This is a genomic window from Pseudomonas sp. VE 267-6A (genome assembly GCF_024126555.1).
GTDB classification, from domain to species: Bacteria; Pseudomonadota; Gammaproteobacteria; order Pseudomonadales; family Pseudomonadaceae; genus Aquipseudomonas; species Aquipseudomonas palmensis.
In genome coordinates this window covers 179,782-198,311 of the sequence record NZ_JAMYBY010000010.1, presented here as the reverse complement: position 1 = coordinate 198,311, position 18,530 = coordinate 179,782, and the positions used below count along the sequence as shown (strand labels likewise).

17 protein-coding genes are annotated in these 18,530 nt (G+C 62.8%); 2 read left to right on the top strand and 15 right to left on the bottom strand.

Annotated features, from left to right (window positions below):
• Positions 1–94: 94 nt before the first annotated feature.
• The 15 genes from rnhB to rpsB form a co-directional block, all read right to left on the bottom strand.
• Complete coding sequence (rnhB, locus tag NJH59_RS14075; protein ID WP_054914999.1) at positions 95–724, bottom strand: ribonuclease HII; 630 nt, start codon at positions 722–724, stop codon at positions 95–97.
• On the bottom strand, positions 725–1,852 hold the full coding sequence (lpxB, locus tag NJH59_RS14070; protein ID WP_104571828.1) for a lipid-A-disaccharide synthase: 1,128 nt from the start codon (positions 1,850–1,852) through the stop codon (positions 725–727).
• A 1-nt stretch (position 1,853) separates the two neighbouring features.
• The gene (gene lpxA, locus NJH59_RS14065) at positions 1,854–2,630 is read right to left on the bottom strand and encodes an acyl-ACP--UDP-N-acetylglucosamine O-acyltransferase (protein ID WP_043863262.1); all 777 of its coding nucleotides are present in this window, start codon (positions 2,628–2,630) and stop codon (positions 1,854–1,856) included.
• On the bottom strand, positions 2,627–3,067 hold the full coding sequence (gene fabZ, locus NJH59_RS14060) for a 3-hydroxyacyl-ACP dehydratase FabZ (protein WP_038613986.1): 441 nt from the start codon (positions 3,065–3,067) through the stop codon (positions 2,627–2,629). The genes lpxA and fabZ overlap by 4 nt, the downstream gene beginning before the upstream one ends.
• Before the next feature lie 112 nt (positions 3,068–3,179).
• A complete protein-coding gene (gene lpxD, locus NJH59_RS14055) occupies positions 3,180–4,235 on the bottom strand; it encodes a UDP-3-O-(3-hydroxymyristoyl)glucosamine N-acyltransferase (RefSeq protein ID WP_058541488.1) in 1,056 nt (351 codons plus the stop codon).
• Positions 4,236–4,237: 2 nt separating this feature from the next.
• Entirely contained in the window at positions 4,238–4,741 is a 504-nt protein-coding gene (locus NJH59_RS14050) for an OmpH family outer membrane protein (RefSeq protein WP_043863260.1), read from the bottom strand.
• A gap of 45 nt (positions 4,742–4,786) precedes the next feature.
• Entirely contained in the window at positions 4,787–7,135 is a 2,349-nt protein-coding gene (gene bamA, locus NJH59_RS14045) for an outer membrane protein assembly factor BamA (protein WP_043863259.1), read from the bottom strand.
• 74 nt (positions 7,136–7,209) lie between these two features.
• On the bottom strand, positions 7,210–8,562 hold the full coding sequence (gene rseP, locus NJH59_RS14040) for an RIP metalloprotease RseP (protein ID WP_253086899.1): 1,353 nt from the start codon (positions 8,560–8,562) through the stop codon (positions 7,210–7,212).
• Between the two features lie 57 nt (positions 8,563–8,619).
• On the bottom strand, positions 8,620–9,810 hold the full coding sequence (gene ispC, locus NJH59_RS14035) for a 1-deoxy-D-xylulose-5-phosphate reductoisomerase (RefSeq protein WP_078480072.1): 1,191 nt from the start codon (positions 9,808–9,810) through the stop codon (positions 8,620–8,622).
• Positions 9,807–10,622 (bottom strand): phosphatidate cytidylyltransferase, encoded by an 816-nt coding sequence (locus tag NJH59_RS14030; RefSeq protein WP_054915002.1) that lies wholly within the window; start codon positions 10,620–10,622, stop codon positions 9,807–9,809. The genes ispC and NJH59_RS14030 overlap by 4 nt, the downstream gene beginning before the upstream one ends.
• Complete coding sequence (gene uppS / locus NJH59_RS14025) at positions 10,622–11,377, bottom strand: polyprenyl diphosphate synthase (protein ID WP_043863255.1); 756 nt, start codon at positions 11,375–11,377, stop codon at positions 10,622–10,624. The genes NJH59_RS14030 and uppS overlap by 1 nt, the downstream gene beginning before the upstream one ends.
• An 18-nt stretch (positions 11,378–11,395) precedes the next feature.
• The gene (gene frr / locus NJH59_RS14020) at positions 11,396–11,953 is read right to left on the bottom strand and encodes a ribosome recycling factor (protein WP_043863254.1); all 558 of its coding nucleotides are present in this window, start codon (positions 11,951–11,953) and stop codon (positions 11,396–11,398) included.
• On the bottom strand, positions 11,950–12,693 hold the full coding sequence (gene pyrH, locus NJH59_RS14015; RefSeq protein ID WP_038614006.1) for a UMP kinase: 744 nt from the start codon (positions 12,691–12,693) through the stop codon (positions 11,950–11,952). The genes frr and pyrH overlap by 4 nt, the downstream gene beginning before the upstream one ends.
• A 182-nt stretch (positions 12,694–12,875) precedes the next feature.
• Entirely contained in the window at positions 12,876–13,739 is an 864-nt protein-coding gene (tsf, locus tag NJH59_RS14010) for a translation elongation factor Ts (protein WP_043863253.1), read from the bottom strand.
• Positions 13,740–13,932: 193 nt separating this feature from the next.
• Entirely contained in the window at positions 13,933–14,673 is a 741-nt protein-coding gene (gene rpsB, locus NJH59_RS14005; protein WP_043863252.1) for a 30S ribosomal protein S2, read from the bottom strand.
• A gap of 345 nt (positions 14,674–15,018) precedes the next feature.
• On the opposite strand from rpsB, the gene map reads away from it, so the two are divergent.
• Positions 15,019–15,801 carry a type I methionyl aminopeptidase gene (gene map / locus NJH59_RS14000; protein ID WP_043863251.1) on the top strand — a complete coding sequence of 261 codons (783 nt, stop codon included), beginning with the start codon at positions 15,019–15,021 and terminating at the stop codon, positions 15,799–15,801.
• Positions 15,802–15,821: 20 nt separating this feature from the next.
• Positions 15,822–18,524 carry a [protein-PII] uridylyltransferase gene (locus NJH59_RS13995; protein WP_253086898.1) on the top strand — a complete coding sequence of 901 codons (2,703 nt, stop codon included), beginning with the start codon at positions 15,822–15,824 and terminating at the stop codon, positions 18,522–18,524.
• Positions 18,525–18,530: the final 6 nt, after the last annotated feature.

Here is an 18,530-nt window from a genome sequence, read left to right as displayed (position 1 = left end):
TATAGCAGCACAAAACAACAAGGCCCGGATTGTACCGGGCCTCGATCAAAACTACAGCCTGCGCGGGAGTGGTCAGGCTGAACGGGGGTTGCCTCTACACCGGCAACAGGCCGTTGGCCTGCAGGCCACGGGCCTCGAATGCAGCCCGTACCGGGGCGAACGAGCGCCGGTGAATCGGCGTGGGGCCAAGCCGGGCCAGAGCTTCAAGGTGCAGCGGGGTCGGGTAGCCCTTGTGCCCGCCGATGCCGTAGCCAGGGTAGATCAGCTCGAAGGCAGCCATTTCCCGGTCACGGGTCACCTTGGCCAGGATAGAGGCCGCAGCGATGGCCGGCACCTGGCTGTCACCCTTGACCACCGGCGCCGATGGCACGTTGAGCTTGGGGCAACGGTTGCCATCGATCAGTGCCAGCTTGGGCGTGATGTGCAGGCCTTCGACCGCGCGCTGCATGGCCAGCATGGTGGCATGCAGAATGTTCAGCTGGTCGATCTCGTCGACCTCGGCGCGGGCGATGTGAAAGCTCAGGGCCTTCTCGCAGATCTCGTCGAAGAGCTTTTCGCGGCGCGCCTCGGTGAGTTTTTTCGAATCGTTCAGGCCCAGGATCGGCCGGCTCGGGTCGAGGATCACGGCAGCGGTCACCACCGCGCCACACAGCGGGCCGCGGCCGACTTCGTCAACCCCGGCGACCAGGTCTTCGACCAGGTTGAAATCCAGTCCGATTTGCATTTATCGATGTTCCAGCAAGGCCAGTACCGCGTCGGCTGCCTGGTTGGAGGCATCGCGGCGCAGGGTACGGTGAATCTGATCGAAGCTCTCGGTCTGCTGCTCGCCACCATTCACCAGTGGTGCCAGGGTCTGCGCCAGGGCCTCGCTGGTGGCGGCCTCCTGCAGCAGTTCGGGCACCAGCAGGCGCTGGGCCAGCAGGTTGGGCAGCGATACATAAGGGCTTTTGACCAGGCGCTTGAGAATCCAGTAGGTCACCGGGGCCACGCGGTACGCCACCACCATGGGTCGCTTGAACAACAGCGCCTCCAGGGTAGCGGTGCCCGAGGCGATCAATACCGCATCGCAGGCCGCCAGGGCCTGGTGCGACTGGCCGTCGAGAAGGGTCAGTGGCAGGTCGCGGCCTTCGAGCATCTGTTCGAGCTGGGCACGGCGCACCGGGTTGGCGCAGGGCGAGACGAAGCGCACCCCCGGCACCAGCTCGCGAAGCCGCTGTGCGGTATCCAGAAACAGTGCACCCAGGCGCCCTACTTCGCCGCCACGGCTGCCTGGCATCAGGGCCACCAAGGGTCCGTCGGGCAGGCCCAGCGCCTCACGCGCTGCAGTGCGGTCGGCCTGCAGCGGGATGGTATCGGCCAGCGGGTGGCCGACGAAACGCACCGGCACGCCCTGCTCTTCATAGAACCGCGCCTCGAACGGAAACAGCGTGAGCATCAGGTCGCAGCCTTCGCGGATCTTCAGCACACGCTTCTGCCGCCAGGCCCAAACAGAAGGGCTGACGTAGTGCACGGTCTTGATGCCGGCCTGGCGCAGTTTCAGTTCGATGTTGAGGGTGAAGTCGGGGGCATCGATACCGATGAACACGTCCGGCTTCTGCTCGATCAGCGTCTGGATCAGCAGCTTGCGGCGCTTGAGCAGCTCGCGCAGGCGACCCAGCACTTCGACCAGGCCCATGACGGCCAGGCGCTCCATGGGAAAGTAGGAACTCAGCCCCTCGGCTTCCATCAATGGGCCGCCGACGCCGATAAAGCGTACCTGCGGATGGCGGGCCTTGAGTGCACGCATCAGGCCGGCGCCAAGAATATCGCCGCTGGCTTCGCCTGCCACCAGCGCTACACAGAGTGGCGCCATGTCAGCGGGTGATGCCGCGGGCGGAGTTCTGGATCGACTTGACGAACAGGTCGACCTCGGGGAACTGCTGGGCGGGCTCGGCCAGTTCGGCGATGGCCTGGTCGACCGTCAGGTTCTGGCGATACACCACCTTGTAGGCGCGGCGCAGGGCATGGATAGCTTCATCGCTGAAACCGCGACGGCGCATGCCTTCGAAGTTCATGCTGCGCGCCTCGGCCGGGTTGCCGAACACGGTGACGAAGGCCGGCACATCCTTGCCGATGGCGGTACCCATGCCGGAAAAGCTGTGGGCGCCGATATGGCAGAACTGGTGCACCAGGGTAAACCCGGACAGTATCGCCCAGTCGCCCACATGCACATGCCCGGCCAGCGCGGTGTTGTTGACCAGGATGCAGTGGTTGCCGATCACGCTGTCGTGCCCGATATGGGCATAGGCCATGACCAGGTTGTGATCACCCAGGGTGGTTTCGCTACGGTCCTGCACGGTGCCACGGTGAATGGTCACGCCTTCGCGGATCACGTTGTGGTCGCCGATCACCAGGCGCGTCGGTTCACCCTTGTACTTGAGGTCAGGGGTGTCTTCGCCGACAGAGGCGAACTGGTAGATGCGGTTGTGCTTGCCGATGCGGGTCGGCCCTTTGAGAATCACATGCGGACCAATCACGGTCCCTTCCCCGATCTCGACCCCGGCACCGACGATCGACCATGGGCCGACCTCGACGCCGTCGGCAATCTTTGCCGATGGATCGATGATTGCCCGAGGGTCAATCAAACTCATAGTTTGCGTTCCGCGCAGATGATCTCGGCCGAGCATACCGGCTTGCCGTCCACCGACGCCTGGCACTCGAACTTCCAGATCTGGCGCTTGCAGCTGATGAACTTGGCTTCGAGGATCAGTTGATCACCCGGCAGCACCGGCTGGCGAAAGCGCAACTTGTCGGAACCGACGAAGTAGTACAGGGTACCGTCCGCGGGTTTGACGTCCAGCATCTTGAACCCGAGGATGCCGGCTGCCTGGGCCATCGCTTCGATGATCAGCACGCCGGGCATGATCGGGTGCGCCGGGAAGTGACCGTTGAAGAAAGGCTCGTTGATGCTGACATTCTTGTAGGCACGAATGCGCTGGGCCTCTACGTCCAAGTCCACCACCCGGTCCACCAGCAGGAACGGGTAACGGTGAGGCAAATATTCGCGAATCTCGTTGATGTCCATCATTTCGGGGGGAAGCCTGTAGTAAAGATAGGGAGCGCGCACGTTCGAGCGGCGCTCCTTTAGCAAATCAAGGAGCGCAGTCTAGCGGCTGGGCGCTCTTGATCAGGAAATGGTATCAGCCTTCTGATGAAGCTTTGTCGCCCGAGGTCACGGCCTCGAGTCGCTTTTCCACTTGTTGAAGACGTTTGGCCATCTCATCCAGCTGGCGAATGCGCGCGGCACTCTTGCGCCACTCACCCAGCGGCTGCATGGCCGTACCGGACGAATAGGCACCTGGCTCGGTGATGGAACGGGTGACCATGGTCATCCCGGAGACGAACACCCCATCACACACATCAATATGCCCGACCATGCCGACACCGCCGGCGATGGTGCAATGCTTGCCGATCTTGGTGCTGCCGGAAATACCGACACACGCGGCCATTGCCGTGTGGTCGCCGACCTGTACGTTATGGGCGATCTGGATCTGGTTGTCGAGTTTCACGCCATTGCCGATACGGGTATCGGCCAGTGCACCGCGGTCGATGGCGGTGTTCACGCCGATCTCGACATCGTCGCCGATGCTCACGCCGCCGATCTGGGCAATCTTCTGCCATACGCCCTTTTCATTGGCGAAACCGAAACCCTCACCCCCCAGCACGGCGCCGGACTGGATCACCACACGCTTGCCGATATGCACATCGTGGTACAGCGTGACGCGCGGGGCCAGCCAGCCGCCTTCGCCGATCACGCTGCGCGCACCGATGAAGCAGTGGGCACCGATGGTCACGCCAGGGCCGATCTGCGCCCCGCTTTCGATCACTGCACAGGCACCGATGCTGGCGCTGGCATCGACCTGTGCGTCTGCAGCCACCACGGCGCTGGGATGAACTCCCGCCACAGCCCTGGGCTTTGGATCGAACAGGTGGGAAACACGTGCGTAGGCCAGGTAGGGATCTGCAACGATCAGCGCGTGACCGGCAAAGCCCTCGGCATCGGCAGCCTTGAGCAGGACCGCAGCGGCCTTGCTCTCAGGCAGGAATTTGCGGTACTGCGGGTTGGCCAGGAAGCTCAGTTGTCCCGGGCCAGCCTCGTGCAGGGTCGCAAGGCCAGTGATGTCGAGCTCCGCCGGGCCACTGAGGGTGGCCCCGAGGAACTCGGCCAGCTGGCCGAGTTTCATGGTCGCAGTCATGTTCAACGGGACTGGTTCATGCGCTCGATGACCTGGCGGGTGATGTCGTACTGAGGCTTGACATCAATGACCGCGCCACGCTCGAGTACCAGGTCGAAAGCACCCTTCTTGATCACTTCCTCCACTGCGCCGTCGAGCTTGGGCTTGAGCTGCTTGAGCATCTCGCGGTCGGCAACGGCCTTGGCTTCGTTCAGCTCCTTGGACTGGAACTGGAAGTCACGGGCCTTTTGCTTGAATTCAAGCTCCAGACGCTCGCGCTCGCCCTGGGCCATCTTGTCGCCACCCTTGACCAGACGGTCCTGGATGCCCTTGGCGCTGCTTTCCAGGTTTTTCAGCTTGGTCAGTTGCGGGCCGAATTTCTTCTCCGCATCGACCGCGTACTTCTTGGCCGCGTCCGATTCCAGCAGCGCCATCTGATAGTTCAGGACGGCAATTTTCATCTCGGCAAATGCCGGGGTCGCGATCAGGGTCGCAGCCAGTACAGCCAGTTGAGTCAACTTACGCACGATGCACTCCTACAGAATCCGTTGTCGTTTACGCGGGGCAGACCCTTAGAAGGTCTGGCCCAGAGAGAATTGGAACACCTGGGTATCGGCATCGTCCGGCTTCTTGACCGGCATCGCCAGGCTGAAGCTCAACGGGCCCAGTGCAGTAATCCAGGTCACGCCCAGGCCGACCGAGCTGGCCAGGCCGCTGAGGCCGACCTTCTCGCAATCCGGCTTGGAGCCGCAGTTGGTGTCGAACACGTTACCCACGTCCCAGAAAACCGAGGTGCGCAGCGAACGCTGGTCCTTGACGAACGGCAGTGGGAACAGCAGTTCCACGCCGCCCTGCACCAGCACGTTGCCGCCGAACGGCAGTGGATCCTGGTCCGGGTCGCGCGCAGTGCCAGGGTTGTTGCCTTTACTCGGGGTACTGCGCGGGCCCAGGCTGCTGTCCTTGAAGCCACGCACGGAGTTGAAGCCACCGGCGTAGTAGTTCTCGTAGAACGGCAGGCCCGAGGTGCCGCCGAAGCCGTCGCCGTAGCCCAGCTCGGTGTGCAGACGCAGGGTGTAGTCGTTGTTGATCGGCTTGAACAGCTGGCCACGGTAGTCAAGCTTGAAGAACGACAGGTCGCTGCCCGGGGTGGTCGCCTCGAGCACCAGGCTCTGGGAGTGACCACGGGTAGCCAGCACGCCCTTGTTCAGGGTGGACTCCGACCAGCCGGCCGATGCCTTGAAGTTCAGGTAGTTGTCGCCTTCCTTTTTGACGAAGTCGAAGATCTCGTCAACGGTGTAGCGACCGGTCTTGATCTTGTCCTGCTGGGCGGTGAGGCCGAAGGTCAGGCGCGAAGTCTCGCTGATCGGGTAGCCGACGCTGACGCCCGCACCCAGGCTGTCCACCGCATAGCTGGCCACGTCGACGTCGAGGTCGTCGTAGTCGGTGGTGCGGTAGAAGGCGTTGTAGCCAAGGCTCACGCCATCGGCAGTCCAGTAGGGGTCCACGAAGCCGAAGTTGTAGCGGCTCTGGTATTCGGAACGGGTCAGGCCGATGGAGACCTTGTTACCAGTACCCAGGAAGTTGTTCTGGCTGATCGAACCACCCAGGATCAGGCCGGCGCTCTGCGCGAAACCGACGCTGGCGGTGATCGAACCCGATGCCTGCTCTTCGACGCTGTAGTTCACGTCGACCTGGTCGTCGGTGCCCGGTACGGCCGGGGTCTCGACGTTGGCTTCCTTGAAGAAGCCCAGGCGCTCGAGGCGGGTCTTGGACTGGTCGATCAGGTAGGTCGATGCCCAGCCACCTTCCATCTGGCGCATCTCGCGGCGCAGCACTTCGTCCTCGGACTTGGTGTTGCCACGGAAGTTGATGCGGTTGACGTAGGCACGCTTGCCCGGGTCGACGACGAAGGTGATGTCGACGGTGTGGTCGTCATCGTGAGGCTGCGGCACGCCGTTGACGTTGGCGAAGGTATAGCCTTCGTTGCCCAGGCGGCGGGTGATCAGCTCGGAGGTGGTGGTCATCACCTTGCGCGAGAACACCTGGCCAGGCTGCACCAGCATCAGTGCCTTGACCTGGTCTTCCGGCACCTTCAGGTCGCCGGACAGCTTGACGTCACGAACGGTGTACTTCTCGCCCTCGTTGACGTTCACGGTGATGTAGACGTGCTTCTTGTCCGGGGTGATCGACACCTGGGTGGAGGCGATGTCCATGTTGATGTAGCCGCGGTCCAGGTAGTAGGAGCGCAGGCGCTCGAGGTCACCGGACAGTTTTTCGCGGGCATACTTGTCGTCGTTCTTGAAGAACGACAGCCAGTTGGTGGTCTTGAGCTCGAACAGGCTGGCCAGCTCGTCATCGCTGAACTTGGTGTTGCCCACCACGTTGATGTGCTGGATGGCAGCGACGGTGCCTTCGTTGATCTTGATTTTCAGACCTACGCGGTTGCGCGGTTGCGGCACCACCTCGGCGTCGACCTCGGCCGAGTAGCGGCCCTGGGCCACGTACTGGCGCTGCAGCTCGTTGCGCACACCTTCGAGGGTGGCACGCTGGAAGATTTCACCTTCGGCCAGGCCCGACTGCTTCAGACCCTTCATCAGGTCTTCGGTGCTGATGGCCTTGTTGCCTTCGATCTCGATGCTCGAGACGGAAGGACGCTCGACCACGGTGATGATCAGGACGTTGCCGTCGCGACCCAGTTGGATGTCCTGGAAGAAGCCGGTCTTGAACAGCGCACGGGTGGAATCCACCAGGCGCCGATCATCGGCCTCGTCCCCAACGTTCAATGGCAAGGCGCCGAACACGCTGCCCGCGGAAACCCGCTGCAGACCATTGACACGAATATCGGAGATGGTGAAGGACTCGGCGTGAACTTCAGCGATCATCAGTACGGCGAGAACCGCAGTTAGCAGCAGACGTTTCATGAAGTCCTTTCTTATTCCAACTGGCAATAAACGACCCACCGCGGGACGCGGCAGGTTCGCAATTGAGCGAAGCGTTACAGTCGACCCAAATCGTTGATCAGGGCAAGCAACATCACCCCGACTACCAAACTGATACCGATCTGGACCCCCCAACCTTGCACCCGATCCGAAAGCGGACGACCACGCGCCCATTCGATCAGGTAAAACAGCAAATGCCCCCCATCCAATACAGGAATGGGCAGCAAATTAAGAACCCCCAGGCTAATGCTCAGGTAGGCGAGGAAATTCAGGAAATCCCCAACGCCGGACTGGGCCGAAGCGCCCGCCACTTTAGCAATGGTTATCGGTCCGCTCAAGTTTTTTACCGAGAGCTCGCCGAACAGCATTTTCTTCAGCGAATCGAGGGTCAGCACGCTCATGTTCCAGGTGCGCGAAACACCCTCGCCCAGGCCCTGCAGCGGGCCATAACTGACCTCGCGCAACATGGCCGCAGGCCACTCCACCGGCGCCACGCCCGCCCCCAGGTAACCACTGGCATTCTGGCCTTCGCCACGGCTGGCGAGGGTTACCGGCAACTCCAGCGTCGCCCCGTCACGCCCCACGCTCAGCACGATGCGGCTGCCGGCACGGCCGCGCACGGTGTCCACCACCTGCTGCCAATCGTCAAGCGCCTTGCCGTCGAGTGCCAGCAGGCGGTCGCCGGTTTTCAGACCGGCGGCCTGGGCCGGCCCCTTGGGATCAAGTTCGGCCAGCACCGGCACCAGCGCCGGGCGCCATGGGCGGATGCCCAGGGAGCGGATCGGGTCGGGCTCGTCGGCACCCTTGAGCCAGGCATCGAGCTTGAGCACATGGCTGCTGTCGGTGCTGGCACCCTCTTCACGCACGCTGACCTGCAGCGCGCCGCTTTCACCCAGCCGGCGCACCAGCTGCAGGTTGACCGCTGCCCAGCCGTTGGTCGGCTTGCCGTCGACCGCGACGATCTCCTGGCCGGCGCTAAGGCCTGCGGCGGCCGCCAGGCTGCCAGCCTCGACCGCGCCGATGACCGGCCGCGCCTGCTGGCTGCCAAGCATGGCCAGTGCCCAGAAGAACACGATGGCCAGCAGAAAGTTGGCGATGGGGCCGGCGGCGACGATAGCGATGCGCTGGCGCACGCTCTTGCGGTTGAACGACTGCTCCAGCTGGTCGGCAGGCACTTCGCCTTCGCGCTCGTCGAGCATCTTCACGTAGCCGCCCAGGGGAATGGCGGCCACCACGAACTCGGTGCCATGGCGGTCATGCCAGCGTACCAGCGGCATGCCGAACCCTACGGAAAACCGCAAAACCTTGACGCCGCAGCGCCGCGCCACCCAGAAGTGACCGAACTCGTGAAAGGTGACCAGCACGCCCAATGCGACCAGGGTGCCGATAATCATGTAGAGCGCACTCATGTCTTTCTCCGAATAGCGTTCAGCGGGAGCGGGCGCAACCCGTGGCGACGTCGCACCTCAGACCCCGTGACGATCCAACCAGTGCCCGGCCAGGCTGCGTGCACGCTGGTCGGCTGCAAACACCGCCTCCAGCGTCGGCACGGCAACGACCGCTTCCTGGTTGAGCACGTGCTCGATGATACTCGGGATCTGCGGGAAGCGGATGCGCCGCTGAAGAAATGCCTCGACGGCCACTTCATTGGCCGCATTGAGCATCGCAGGGGCACTGTTGCCGGCGTCCGCCGCTTCACGCGCCAGGCGCAGACACGGAAAGCGCTGCTCGTCCGGCGCCTGGAAATCCAGGCGGGCAACGGCGAACAGGTCCAGCGGCGCCACACCCGAGTCGATGCGCTGCGGCCAGGCCAGGGCGTTGGCGATCGGCGTGCGCATGTCGGGGTTGCCCAACTGCGCCAGCACCGAACCATCGACGTAGTCGACCAGCGAGTGAATCACGCTTTGCGGGTGGACCACCACCTCGACCTGGGCAGGCCTGGCATCGAACAGCCAGCACGCCTCGATCAGCTCCAGGCCCTTGTTCATCATGCTGGCCGAGTCGACGGAGATCTTGCGCCCCATGGACCAGTTCGGGTGCGCACAGGCCTGCTCCGGGGTGACGTGCTCCAGCTCGGCCTGCGGCGTTTCACGAAACGGACCACCGGAGGCGGTCAGCAGGATGCGCCGCACACCCACCTGGGCCAGGCCGCGGGCATAGTCACCGGGCAGGCACTGGAAGATCGCGTTGTGCTCGCTGTCGATCGGCAGCAGTACCGCACCACTGCGCTGCACGGCCTGCATGAACAGGGCGCCGGACATCACCAGCGCCTCCTTGTTGGCCAGCAGCACCTTCTTGCCCGCCTCCACTGCGGCCAGGGTCGGACGCAACCCCGCCGCACCGACGATGGCCGCCATCACCGCATCCACCTGCAAGTCGGCCGCCACCTGGCACAGGCCCTGCTCGCCCACCAGCACCTCGGTACTCGACCCCGCAGCACGCAGGTCGGCCTGCAACTGCTGCGCGGCCTCATCGCCCGGCACCACGGCAAACACCGGAGCATGGCGCAGGCACAGGGCCAGCAGCTCGCCCAGGCGCGAATAGCCGCTCAGGGCATAGGCCTGGTAGCGCTCGGGGTGACGGGCAATCACGTCCAGTGTGCTCAGGCCAATGGAGCCTGTGGCGCCCAGCACCGTGATCCGTTGCGGGCGGCTCACAGCGCGCCCCAGTTGGCGGCCCACAGCAGCACGGCAAACAGCGGGATGGCAGCCGTGAGGCTGTCGATGCGATCCAGTACCCCACCATGCCCCGGCAGCAGGTTGCTGCTGTCCTTGATTCCGGAACGGCGCTTGAACATGCTTTCGGTCAGGTCGCCGACCACCGACACCAGTACCACGACGGCGGCACCGAACAGACCGAGGATCAGCTCGCCGGCGCTCCACTCGCGGGTCACGCCCACCACCGCCGTGATCACCAGGCTCAGCGCCAGGCCACCGTAGACACCTTCCCAGCTCTTGCCGGGGCTGACCTGCGGCGCCAGCTTGCGCTTGCCAAAGGCCCGGCCCGAGAAGTAGGCGCCGATATCGGCGCCCCATACCAGGACCATCACCGCCATGATCAGCCAGTTGCCCAGGGGCCAGTGCTTGATCAGCACCAGGCCTTGCCAGGCCGGCAACAGCACCAGCAGGCCGATCAGCAGGCGGCAGGCCACACTGGCCCACAGCTCGCTGGTACGCGGGTAGGTCAGCACCAGCCAGGTGGCCAGCGCCCACCACAGCACCGAAACGCCCAGCACCCAGGGTGCCAGCTCCGGCATCAGGTGCAGCAGCATCAGCAGGCCGGCGACCACCACGGCATAGGCAACCCGCAGGCCCTGGGCGATCAGCCCGGCCAGGCGGGCCCATTCCCAGGCCCCGAGGGTGACCACCAGGCCGATGAACAAGGCAAAGTTCGCCCCGTCGAGCAGGAAAAACCCGCACAGGGCAATCGGCAACAGAATCAGCGCAGTGATGATGCGTTGTTTAAGCATTAAGCACGGGCTCCAGCCTCGACCTGCTCGCTGGTTTTACCGAAGCGGCGCTGGCGCGAAGCGAAATCGGCCAATGCAGTGCGCATGGCCTCGTGTTTGAAGTCCGGCCAGAACAGGTCGGAGAAATACAGCTCGGCGTACGCCAGCTGCCACAGCAGGAAGTTGCTGATGCGGTGCTCGCCACCGGTGCGGATGCACAGGTCGGGCAACGGCAGATCGCCTGTCGCCAGGCACGGCTGCAGCAACTCGGGGGTGATGTCTTCCGGGCGCAGATGCCCGGCCTGCACTTCACGCGCCAGGCGCTGGGCGGCCTGGGCGATATCCCACTGACCACCGTAGTTGGCGGCGATCTGCAGGATGAAGCGATTGCTGCCTGCGGTCAGCGCCTCGGCCTCGCGCATGGCAGCCTGCAACTCAGGGTGAAAGCGCGAGCGATCACCGATGATGCGCAGGCTGATGTTGTTCTCGTTGAGCCGCCTGGCCTCGCGACGCAGCGCCGAGAAGAACAGCTCCATCAGCGCACCGACCTCGTCGGCCGGGCGCTGCCAGTTCTCGCTGGAGAACGCGAACAGGGTCAGGACCTCGACCTTGGCCTCGGCGCACACCTCGATGACCGCGCGCACCGCATCCACGCCTGCCTTGTGCCCGGCAACGCCGGGCAACAGGCGCTTCTTCGCCCAGCGATTATTTCCATCCATGATGATCGCGACATGGCGCGGCACCGATGGAGGCACACCCTGCTTGGTCTTTTCCATTGAAAAAAGTCCCGGCCCTTAAACGGCCATCAGGTCCTTTTCTTTCTCTTCGGTGGCCTTGGTGATCTGGGCCTCGGTATCTTTGGTCAGCTTGTCGATATCAGCGATGGCGCGACGCTCTTCGTCTTCACTGATTTCCTTGTCCTTGACCAGCTTCTTCAGCTCACCCAGAGCATCGCGGCGAATGTTGCGCACAGCAACGCGCGCGTCTTCGGCTGCACTGCGCGCCTGCTTGGTGAAGCCCTTGCGGGTTTCTTCGGTCAGGGCTGGCATGCTGATCAGCAGCAGCTCACCCAGGTTGGTCGGATTGAGATTCAAACCGGCGCTCTGGATGGCCTTGTCGACGGCAGCGAGCATGTTGCGCTCGAACGCCACGACTTGCAGGGTGCGCGAATCTTTCACGGTGACGTTGGCCACGCCGCTGATCGGGGTGTCGGTACCGTAGTAAGGCACCATCACGCTTGCCAGGATGCTGGGGTGTGCCTTGCCGGTACGAATCTGGCCGAACGCATAAGCCAGAGACTCCAGGGATTTCTGCATACGCGCTTGGGCGTCTTTCTTGATTTCGTTGATCATTTTTGAACTTCCTCGATCAGGGTCCCTTCAGCGCCACCATGCACGATGTTCAGCAGGGCGCCAGGCTTGTTCATGTTGAAGACGCGCAACGGCATCTTGTGGTCTCGGCACAGACAGATAGCTGTCAGGTCCATCACGCCCAGCTTGCGATCCAGCACTTCATCGTAGGTAAGATGATCGAACTTCTCGGCATGCGGGTCTTTGAATGGGTCTGCAGTGTATACACCATCGACCTTGGTTGCCTTCAATACCACGTCGGCATCGATTTCGATGGCGCGCAGGCAGGCGGCGGAGTCGGTGGTGAAGAACGGGTTGCCGGTACCGGCCGCGAAAATTACCACTTCTTTCGAGTTCAGGTGGCGCATGGCCTTGCGGCGATCATAGTGATCGGTCACGCCTACCATGGAGATCGCCGACATGACGATGGCGGTGATGTTGGCGCGCTCCAGCGCATCGCGCATGGCCAGCGCATTCATTACCGTGGCCAGCATGCCCATGTGGTCGCCGGTAACGCGATCCATGCCCGCTGCGCTGAGCGCCGCGCCACGGAACAGGTTGCCGCCACCGATCACCAGGCCGACCTGCACACCGATACCGACCAGCTGGCCGACTTCCAGCGCCATGCGATCCAGCACCTTGGGGTCGATGCCGAACTCTTCCGAGCCCATCAGGGCCTCGCCGCTAAGCTTGAGTAGAATGCGTTTATAGCGAGCTTGATAACCACTGCCCTGCTGAGCCATTGCGAATCTCTCCTGCGGCGTTTTGAAAAAAAATCTGGGCGGGCTGTTTTCAGCCTGCTAACTGTAGCGTGGCGCAGCGACTGCGCCAGCGAAAGGGCGGCGTTGTAAACCGCCCCCGCTTTGACAAAGAGGCTGCGCGCGTGAGCGGGCAGCCTCTTTGGGGCGACAGAAGTGACTCTGTCTTACTGCTTGGCAGCAGCCAGCTGTGCAGCAACTTCTTCAGCGAAGTTGTCGACTGGCTTCTCGATGCCTTCGCCTACCTTGAAGTAGGTGAAGGAAACGATTTCGGCACCGGCTTTCTTGGCCAGCTCGCCGACCTTGATTTCCGGGTTCATGACGAAGGCTTGCTCGACCAGGCTGGCTTCGGCCAGGAACTTCGAGATACGGCCTTTGACCATGTTCTCGACGATGTTCTCAGGCTTGCCTTTGATCTTCTCTTCGTTCAGCTGCAGGAACACGGCTTTTTCGCGCTCGATCGCTTCGGCCGAAACTTCCGACGGCAGCAGGAACTCAGGGTTGCTTGCCGCCACGTGCATGGCGATCTCTTTGGCCAGTTGGACGTCGCCGCCCTTCAGGACCACTGCAACACCGATCTTGTTGCCGTGCAGGTAGGTACCGACAACGTCACCTTCAACGCGCACCAGGCGACGGATGTTGACGTTTTCGCCAACCTTGGCCACCAGGGCTTCACGAGCAGCTTCACGCGCAGCGATCAGCGGCGCAGCGTCGGTCAGTTTTTCAGCGAAGGCTTGCTCGACGCTTTCGGCGACGAAGGCCTTGAAGTCGTCTTGCAGGGCCAGGAAGTCGGTCTGCGAGTTCACTTCCAGCAGGACAGCGGACTTGTCGTCGGCCTTGATGGCGATGGCGCCTTCAGCGGCAACGTTGCCAGCTTTCTTGGCTGCCTTGATGGCACCCGAAGCGCGCATGTCGTCAATGGCTTTTTCGATGTCGCCGCCAGCCTTTTCCAGGGCTTTCTTGCAATCCATCATGCCTTCGCCGGTACGCTCGCGCAGTTCTTTTACCAGCGCTGCAGTAATTGCTGCCATTTCAAATTCCTCTTGGATAGGTTTTCAACCATTCCACCCGATACCTGACGGGCGTTCAATTCTGGAAATCCACTGCCAGAGCACATGCAGTTCGCAATGATGCAACGGCGACGCTGACAAGAGGATTTCAAGGTGGCAAAAAGGGGGCCAAGCCCCCTTTTTGCGTGCCGAGTCGACGCTAAGCGTCAGCTACTCAGGCTTCGGCAGCCGGTGCAGCTGCTTCTTCTGCGAACACTTCGGTGCCGCCGGCAACGTTGTTGCGACCACGGATAACGGCGTCAGCCATCGAACCCATGTACAGCTGGATGGCGCGAATGGCGTCATCGTTGCCTGGGATGATGTAGTCAACGCCTTCAGGGCTGCTGTTGGTATCGACAACGCCGATGACCGGGATACCCAGCTTGTTGGCTTCGGTGATAGCGATGCGCTCGTGGTCAACGTCGATCACGAACAGGGCATCAGGCAGGCCGCCCATGTCCTTGATACCACCCAGGCTGCGGTCCAGTTTTTCCAGATCGCGGGTGCGCATCAGCGCTTCTTTCTTGGTCAGCTTGGTGAAGGTACCATCTTCGGCCTGGGTTTCCAGGTCGCGCAGACGCTTGATCGAAGCACGGATGGTCTTGTAGTTGGTCAGCATGCCGCCCAACCAGCGGTGATCGACGTACGGCGAACCGCAACGTGCTGCTTCTTCAGCAACGATCTTGCCAGCGGAACGCTTGGTGCCGACGAACAGAATCTTGTTTTTGCCCTGGGCCAGGCGCTCTACGAAGGTCAGTGCCTCGTTGAACATCGGCAGGGTTTTTTCAAGGTTGATGATGTGGATCTTGTTGCGCGCGCCGAAAATGTACTTGCCCATTTTCGGATTCCAGTAACGGGTTTGGTGACCGAAGTGCACACCGGCCTTCAGCATATCGCGCATGTTGACTTGGGACATGATAGTTCCTTGATAAGTCGGGTTGGGCCTCCACGTATCCCAATGACCAACCCCGAAACCGAAGTCAGGGGCACCCAGGCCATCGTGTCGACACGTGTGTGGGTTTGAGCAGACGGGGCTATCCCCGAAAGCGGCGCATTTTATACCACACAAGTGAGCCGAGCGAAACCGAAAAAACAGACGACACCCGAGGGTTGCACCCGCCCTGCTCACGCAGCGACCGATGCAATCAACATAAATAGTAGGCAATGCCCCGCAGCCCAGGCCCCAGCCCGCCGCCTCGCTCTGTTAGAATCACGCCTTTCCCGTTTCATTTGCGCCTGCGCGCGCCGTAGAGAGCCTGCAATGACCGTCACTATCAAAACCGCCGAAGACATCGAAAAGATGCGCGTCGCCGGCCGCCTGGCCGCCGAAGTCCTGGAGATGATCGAAGAACACGTCAAGCCCGGTGTCACCACCGAGGAACTCGACCGCCTGTGCCACGACTACATCGTCAACGTGCAGCAGGCCATCCCCGCGCCCCTGAACTACAAGGGCTTCCCCAAGTCGATCTGCACCTCGGTCAACCACGTGGTGTGCCACGGCATCCCGGGCGACAAGCCGCTCAAGGATGGCGACACGCTGAACATCGACGTGACCGTGATCAAGGACGGCTACCACGGCGACACCAGCCGCATGTTCCACGTCGGCACCGTGCCGGTATGGGCCGAGCGCCTGTCCCAGGTCACCCAGGAGTGCATGTACAAGGCCATCGAGCTGGTCAAGCCGGGCTGCCGCCTGGGCGACATCGGCGAAGTGATCCAGAAGCACGCCGAAAAGAACGGCTTCTCGGTGGTGCGCGAGTTCTGCGGCCACGGCATCGGCAAGGTGTTCCATGAAGAGCCGCAGATCCTGCACTACGGCCGCGCCGGTACCGGCATGGAACTCAAGGAAGGCATGACCTTCACCATCGAGCCGATGATCAACCAGGGCAAGGCCGACACCAAGGTGCTGGGCGACGGCTGGACCGCCATCACCAAGGACCGCAAGCTCTCGGCGCAGTGGGAACACACCCTGGTGGTCACCGCCACCGGCTACGAGATCTTCACCCTGCGCAAGGACGACACGATCCCGCGCACTTCGGCCTGACCCTCACAGGAACGTCATCGATGCCCCAGGTGGACCCCGAGCTGTTCGACCGCGGCCAGTTCCAGGCGGAACTGGCCCTCAAGGCCAGCCCCATAGCGGCCTTCAAGAAAGCCATCCGCCAGGCCGGCGAGGTGCTCGACGGGCGCTTTCGCAGCGGCCGCGAGATCCGCCGACTGATCGAGGACCGCGCCTGGTTCGTCGACAACATCCTGCAACAGGTATGGAACCAGTTCAGCTGGAGCGAAGCCGCCGACATCGCCCTGATCGCCACCGGCGGCTACGGGCGCGGCGAGCTGCACCCCTACTCCGACATCGACCTGCTGATCCTGCTCGATGACGCCGACCACGAGGTGTTTCGCGACTCGATCGAGCGCTTCCTCACCCTGCTCTGGGACATTGGCCTGGAAGTCGGCCAGAGCGTGCGCTCGGTGGACGAATGCGCCGAACAGGCGCGCGCCGACCTCACGGTGGTCACCAACCTGATGGAAAGCCGCACCATCTGCGGCCCCGAACACCTGCGCCAGCGCATGCTCGAGGTCACCAGCACGGCGCACATGTGGCCGAGCAAGGAGTTCTTCCTGGCCAAGCGCGCCGAGCAGAAGGCGCGCCACCACAAGTACAACGACACCGAGTACAACCTGGAACCCAACGTCAAGGGCTCCCCCGGTGGCCTGCGCGACATCCAGACCGTGCTCTGGGTAGCGCGCCGCCAGTACGGCACGCTCAACCTGCATGCGCTGGCCGGCGAAGGCTTCCTGCTGGAGAGCGAGAACAACCTGCTGGCCTCGTCACAGGAGTTTCTGTGGAAGGTGCGCTACGCCCTGCACATGCTCGCCGGGCGCGCCGAAGACCGCCTGCTGTTCGACCACCAGCGCAGCATCGCCGCGTTGCTGGGCTTTACCGATGACAACCCCAAGCGCGCCATCGAACAGTTCATGCAACAGTACTACCGGGTGGTGATGAGCATCGCCGAGCTCAGCGACCTGATCATCCAGCACTTCGAGGAAGTCATCCTCGCCGATGACAGCGCCAGCAGCACCCAGCCGCTGAACCCGCGCTTCCAGCTGCATGACGGCTATATCGAGGCGGTGCGCAGCAACGTGTTCAAGCGCACCCCGTTCGCCATGCTCGAGATCTTCGTGCTGATGGCCCAGCACCCCGAGATCAAGGGCGTGCGTGCCGATACCATCCGCCTGCTGCGCGAGCACCGGCACCTGATCGACGACGAGTTCCGCAACGATATCCGCAACACCAGCCTGTTCATCGAGCTGTTCAAGTGCGAGATCGGCATCCACCGCAACCTGCGCCGCATGAACCGCTACGGCATCCTGGGGCGCTACCTGCCCGAGTTCGGCCTGATCGTGGGGCAGATGCAGCACGACCTGTTCCACATCTATACGGTCGATGCGCACACCCTGAATCTGATCAAGCACCTGCGCAAACTGCAGTACACCCCCGTGTCCGAGAAATTCCCGCTGGCCAGCAAGCTCATGGGGCGCCTGCCCAAGCCCGAGCTGATCTACCTCGCCGGCCTGTACCACGACATCGGCAAGGGGCGTCAGGGCGACCATTCCGAGATCGGTGCGGTGGACGCCCAGGCATTCTGCAGCCGCCACCAGTTGCCCGCCTGGGACAGCCGGTTGATCGTGTGGCTGGTACAGAACCACCTGGTGATGTCGACCACTGCCCAGCGCAAGGACCTCTCCGACCCGCAGGTGATCCACGACTTCGCCCAGCTGGTCGGCGACCTGGTACACCTGGACTACCTCTATGTGCTCACCGTGGCCGACATCAACGCCACCAACCCGAGCCTGTGGAACTCCTGGCGCGCCAGCCTGCTGCGCCAGCTCTACACCGAAACCAAGCGGGCCCTGCGCCGCGGCCTGGAAAACCCGCTGGAACGCGAAGAGCAGATCCGCCAGACCCAGAGCGCAGCTCTGGACATCCTGGTACGCGAAGGCACCGACCCGGACGACGTCGAACAACTGTGGTCGCAACTGGGCGATGACTACTTCCTGCGCCACACCGCCGCGGACGTGGCCTGGCACTCCGACGCGATCCTGCAGCAGCCGGCCGACGGCGGCCCACTGGTGCTGATCAAGGAGACCACCCAGCGCGAGTTCGAGGGCGGTACGCAGATCTTCATCTATGCCCCCGACCAGCACGACTTCTTCGCCGTGACCGTGGCCGCGATGGACCAGCTCAACCTGAACATCCACGACGCACGCATCATCACCTCCAGCAGCCAGTTCACCCTCGACACCTACATCGTGCTCGACAACGACGGCGGTTCGATCGGCGACAACCCGCAGCGCGTCAAGGAAATCCGTGAAGGCCTCACCGAAGCCCTGCGCAACCCCGACGACTACCCCACCATCATCCAGCGTCGGGTACCGCGCCAGCTCAAGCACTTCACCTTCGCGCCCCAGGTGACCATCCTCAACGATGCCCAGCGCCCGGTGACCATCCTCGAGCTCAGCGCCCCGGACCGCCCGGGCCTGCTGGCACGCATCGGCAAGATCTTCCTGGAGTTCGACCTGTCGCTGCAGAACGCCAAGATCGCCACCCTGGGCGAGCGGGTGGAAGACGTGTTCTTCATCACCGACGCCGACAACCAGCCGCTGTCCGACCCTGAACTGTGCCGCCGCCTGCAGGCCGAGATCGTCGAGCAGTTGCGCGTCGACCAGGCCACCGGCGTCGAGATGACCCGCCTCACCCTTTGACCGATT